This window comes from Thiocapsa sp., assembly GCF_022340925.1.
Taxonomy (GTDB): Bacteria; Pseudomonadota; Gammaproteobacteria; order Chromatiales; family Chromatiaceae; genus Thiocapsa.
Genome location: NZ_JAJDNA010000086.1, coordinates 1 through 4511, shown reverse-complemented (window position 1 = coordinate 4511; position 4511 = coordinate 1). Strand labels below are relative to the sequence as shown.

The 4511-nt window shown below is 62.4% G+C and carries 4 protein-coding genes; 2 read left to right on the top strand and 2 right to left on the bottom strand.

Annotated features, from left to right (window positions below):
* Position 1: 1 nt before the first annotated feature.
* The gene (locus tag LJE61_RS10740) at positions 2–358 is read left to right on the top strand and encodes a response regulator transcription factor (protein ID WP_296918376.1); all 357 of its coding nucleotides are present in this window, start codon (positions 2–4) and stop codon (positions 356–358) included.
* Positions 359–660: 302 nt separating this feature from the next.
* Here the strand turns inward: LJE61_RS10740 and LJE61_RS10735 are convergent, their stop codons facing one another.
* Positions 661–2178, bottom strand: a complete 1518-nt coding sequence (locus LJE61_RS10735; protein WP_296918374.1) for a sulfatase-like hydrolase/transferase — start codon at positions 2176–2178, stop codon at positions 661–663.
* 270 nt (positions 2179–2448) lie between these two features.
* The gene (locus LJE61_RS10730) at positions 2449–2931 is read right to left on the bottom strand and encodes a pilin (RefSeq protein ID WP_296918372.1); all 483 of its coding nucleotides are present in this window, start codon (positions 2929–2931) and stop codon (positions 2449–2451) included.
* Between the two features lie 896 nt (positions 2932–3827).
* Between LJE61_RS10730 and LJE61_RS10725 the strand changes: the two genes are divergently transcribed.
* Entirely contained in the window at positions 3828–4187 is a 360-nt protein-coding gene (locus tag LJE61_RS10725) for a TusE/DsrC/DsvC family sulfur relay protein (protein WP_296918370.1), read from the top strand.
* Positions 4188–4511: the final 324 nt, after the last annotated feature.

Sequence of the window (4511 nt, the reverse complement as noted above, 5' to 3'; positions counted from 1 at the left end):
GATCGTCGACGACGAGCCCAACATCGTCATCTCGCTCGAGTTCCTGATGATGCGGGAGGGCCACCAGGTGCGCGTGGCCCGCGACGGCGAAGCCGGCCTGGCGGCCGTGCGGACCCACCGGCCGGACCTGGTCGTGCTCGATGTCATGATGCCCAAGCTCGACGGCTTCGCGGTCCTGGAGGCGGTGCGCGCCGACGCCAACCTCGCCTCCACCCGCATCCTCATGCTGACCGCCAAGGGGGGCGAGGTGGAGCGCAAGAAAGGGCTCGACCTTGGCGCCGACGCCTATATCGCCAAGCCTTTCTCGACCCGCGAGCTGGTCGACAAGGTCAAGGAGCTGCTCGAGACGCCGCGCTGAGTCGCCCGAATTCGGCTTCAACCTGACAAGGCCGCGCTTCCTCGGATCCGCGAACATCGAGCCCCTCGCCATGCCGCCACCGGAACCGGGACTTCCACCCGTCGCGGATTGACAGATGGAAGGACCGATCAATTCGGGCGGCTCCAGCCTTACCGGACCACGCTGTCGCGATCCCACCTGAGTCTGCCATGTCGCAGGTGGTTGGGTAACGTTGGCTCCAAGATGCGGGTCGCGTCTGCAGCCCCGTCTGGCGCCTTCGAGCGGCGCACCAACGCACGCCTCCGGGTTTGCCGTAGGGATACTTACTCCGTGCTTGGTACCCAGGTTTTCCAGAGATTCAGTCGCCAGTGCTGAAGCATCGTGAAGAAACGCGCTTGGCCATATCGTTCGATCAGTGTAGGCGCCGGCTTGAGCAGATTCCGACCCAGTGCCATCGACTCCACGTCCCATCCCAGAAGTGAAAGCACGGTGGGCGCAATATCCAACGTCGTTGCCTCGCGCTGAACGACCCCGGGTTCCAGCTCGGCGGACCGCGCCAACCACAGATTCTCCCGCTGTCCGCGATGTTCATCCAGGATTGGCGAAATCTCGTTATGCATCATCAAGTGGTCCGATGCGACGATCACCACAAGCTCGTTTTCCGACCTCTGCTCGGCGGCGTAGTCCTCGATCCTCGTTACAAATTCCGATACCAGCCTGTCCGCACAGTGAACTGCATTGAGCATGGCATAGCCCCCTTCGCCATACCGGATTGACTTGCAGCTTGGGGTCTCATGACCACGCGGCGGATGTGTGTCGAGTGTCAACAGAAACAGAGCGAAGGGTTGTTCCCCTGCGGAAAGCTCCCTGAACTTATCGAAGGCGGTCTGCAATAGGGTATCGTCATATACACCCCAGCGAGAGGTCGGAAGTCGCCCGCCGTGCAGAGCCTGGAGCTCGTCGACGCCGAAGATTTCCTTGACTCCATGATCCGGATAAAAGCGTTGCTTGCCCGCGAAGTGAAGATCGGCCCCTCCGAGATAGACATTCCGGTATCCGAACCAGGTGAGGATATCACCTAGACAGGTCACTCCCGGAACGAAGCTCTCGACATCGCCCAGATCGTTGCGGTTCGGCTTGAAGGTCGCCAGCGGGACACCACACTGACTCGCCACCATGCCCGCGATCGTCCAATCTGTCATCGGTGCCTGACGGATACCGCGGATCGACAGCGAATCCTGCTCCAATGTTCTCAATCCCCTCGCGAGCCCCGGAAAAACCCTGTCGTCGAGGAACAGCCGTTCAACGCTCTCGACATAAAGATACACAAGATTCTTGGGTGGACCGTCTTGATGCGAAAGCCCGTCGATCCCCGCCAATTCGTCGTTGAGCGAATGGGCCGACGGCGACCAACTCTTGCGCAAAAAATGGTTGATCTCCAATACAGTCGGATGAACCGCTACGGAAAAGCACACCAAGAAGCCGAGAATCGTGGCCTCGACTGGTAACGAGAGACGATTCAAGCGCCCTTCGCGGGTCCTGAAGAGAGCAGCAGCAAGAGCAGCGGTCATCAGCAGCAGAGTGCCGCTGACGAATGCGAGCTCGAAAGGGAAGTTGAGCGGATTCAGACCCGACAGGCCGTAGGTCAAATGGAACAGAGTCGCCTCGGTGATCCCTTCACCCGTGATCTGGTCTGAGATGAAAAAGATCAGCGTGAACAGGGTAGAGAGCAGCGCCGCAATCACCCCGATCGGTTTGATGAACCGCGAGCGGCAGAAATAGCGGAGGAACAGGATCAGGCTGAAGGTGGAAGCAACCGGAACCCAGAGAATTTGGATCATGGCGGCTGACGAGGGGGGCGCTTTGTTAGCTCAGTGCACGTCGAGCCGCTTGTTGGCTAAGCCGTCGCGCCGGAATCGCGGCAAGCCATCGTCCGACGGAAACGGAACGGCAGAGTGCGCAGCGGCTCTGGCGAACCGAGTATCAGGTCCGGCATGGTCGGGTAGGCAGCCGAATGGATCCCGCTCCTTGTACTGAATGCGCGAAGGCTGTGATGGTCGGGGCCGGCTCCGTACCAACCGACCCCAACCCTGCCGCCCAGAAGCTTTCGCCTAAAGCGTGGATCTGCAAGACCCTGGAAGATACCTGGAGGGAACCGAGCCAGACCCCGTGTCACCCGCGCATTCAAACCCAAAAAGCTGAGTTGGCATATCGGTTGTGGCTGCCGCTGTGTCCGCTGCCGTCGTGGGCGTCAAGACAACCGTCAACCCATTCAAGTCAGGGTCAATGCTATCGTCTCGAACGGTGACAGTGATGGCACCATTGTCATCGGTATCGACAGACGACACATACTGCGTTCCTGTGGATGTTTCGCAACCCCATTCGCCCGCGCCGGGAGCATCGGCGGCTGTTCCGGATTGGTACACCTCGGCAACGGTGGTTCGGCATTGACTCGCCGCTAAAATGACTTCGGACATTTTCGCCTTCATCATGTAATCCTGGTACGCTGGCAGCGCAATTGCCGCCAAGATACCAATGATTGCCACAACGATCATCAGCTCGATGAGTGTGAAGCCGGCCTGCTGTCTTTTCATGTAAGCGCTCTCTCGTTACTTGGTGGATGATGCTGGAGCGTCGGGCGTGGTCCGTGCTCTATGGACGCCCCGGTGAGACTCCCAGTCGAGTGCCTGCATGATTCGGGCCATCAAGAGCCGAGTCTCGAGCGGCGACGCGCGATGCAAAACCGCGCCAGCGGCGCATCGGGGAATTGAGGGAATTGTCGGCGATGGGGGAGCAGCTGTTGTTGCCCGCGTGCTCCGGCGAAGGAGCTGATCGCCGCACTGGTTTTGCGTGATGCGGCCCGGCAGACGCGATCTGAGGTCAGGGGTGGCGCCAGGGGGGGGAACGCATGTCGTTGCGAGGCGCCCTGCGGGCACAACTCAGATCCGAGGGGCCGCGGGACGGATGTCCCCGAGGTGACGTGATGTGTCAGAAGGTGACTCAACGCGGCAATCCCAGCCTGGTCTGGAGCCTGCCCGCTGGAGCACTTCAGACCAGCTGTTGTGCCGATCACCGAGGCAGCCTGGTCATGCGGCCCAGATGACGTGTTGACCCCCGACGAAATCCAGCGCTTCCGTATCCGGCTCATCGGCTCGATCGACGACGCCGGCCCATGTGTCATTCGAGCGCGGCGTCCGCAACCCGCCCGAGGGGAATATCCCCGAACACTGGAGCGATTTGAAGCCGCCCGCCCCGGCCGATATCCGCAGCAGCCTCTCGCGGCGACCGGAAGCGGGCCGAAATACACGGGATCAACGGCCCGGACCTTGACGGGGCTCACCACAGGCTCGACACTCATGCAGGCCGAGCGTGGCGTCCGGCCGACCGCGACCTGGCTGACGCACTGCATCGGGCAGCGCGCCGGTGGTCCGGGTGCAACAGTCCCGGCAGCCGCAAGAAATCCCAGACATTCAACCAGGAGGTGAGCATCGTGGCACAGAGCATGGGCGAGATCATGAACCCAGGCGCGGTGGTCCGTGACCCGGAGTTTCCGGACGCGCCGGAGGACTGGACCCGGGAGCATGCCGAGGCGGCCGCCCAGGCGGATGGCATCAGTCTGACTCAGGATCACTGGGACATGATCAAGGCGCTGCAGGGCTATTTCGGACGGCATGACAAACCCAACGTCCGGGCGCTGCACGACGCGCTCGACGAGGCCTTTCACAGCCGCGGCGGCATCAAGTACCTGTACGAGATCTTTCCGGGCGGCCCGGTTGCTCAGGGGTGCCGCTTCGCCGGGCTGCAGGCGCCGTCCGGGGCGGTCGACAAGTCGTTCGGAAGCGTCCAGTGAGGTCTCCGACCGGAGAAGACCGCGTCGTTCGATAGGAGAGCTGACCCGGCGGCCGGCTCTTGAGTCAACACGAAGTCCGGCCCCGCGCGGCCTATTCTGCCCGGAGCCCGTGTGGACCACGGGCGTCGTGCCGGTGCCGTCGTCTCCCTTGCCCGGTCGAACGTCGCGACCGGGCCGACCCCGTCGGTCCTTTCACTCAGACCTGTCCCGCAGCGCCCGCGGCACGGGTGGTACGGGCATGACGCCCGCGCCCGAGGCAGAACGGATTGGGCCCCAGCACAGCGGACCCCGGCTCCACTCAGACCGCCGCCAACGCCGCCGACT

What these genes read in the sequence shown, in the direction of transcription:
- LJE61_RS10735 (WP_296918374.1), bottom strand. Translation starts at nt 2,178, where the DNA reads ATGATCCAAATTCTCTGGGTTCCGGTTGCTTCCACCTTCAGCCTGATC.
- LJE61_RS10730 (WP_296918372.1), bottom strand. Translation starts at nt 2,931, where the DNA reads ATGAAAAGACAGCAGGCCGGCTTCACACTCATCGAGCTGATGATCGTT.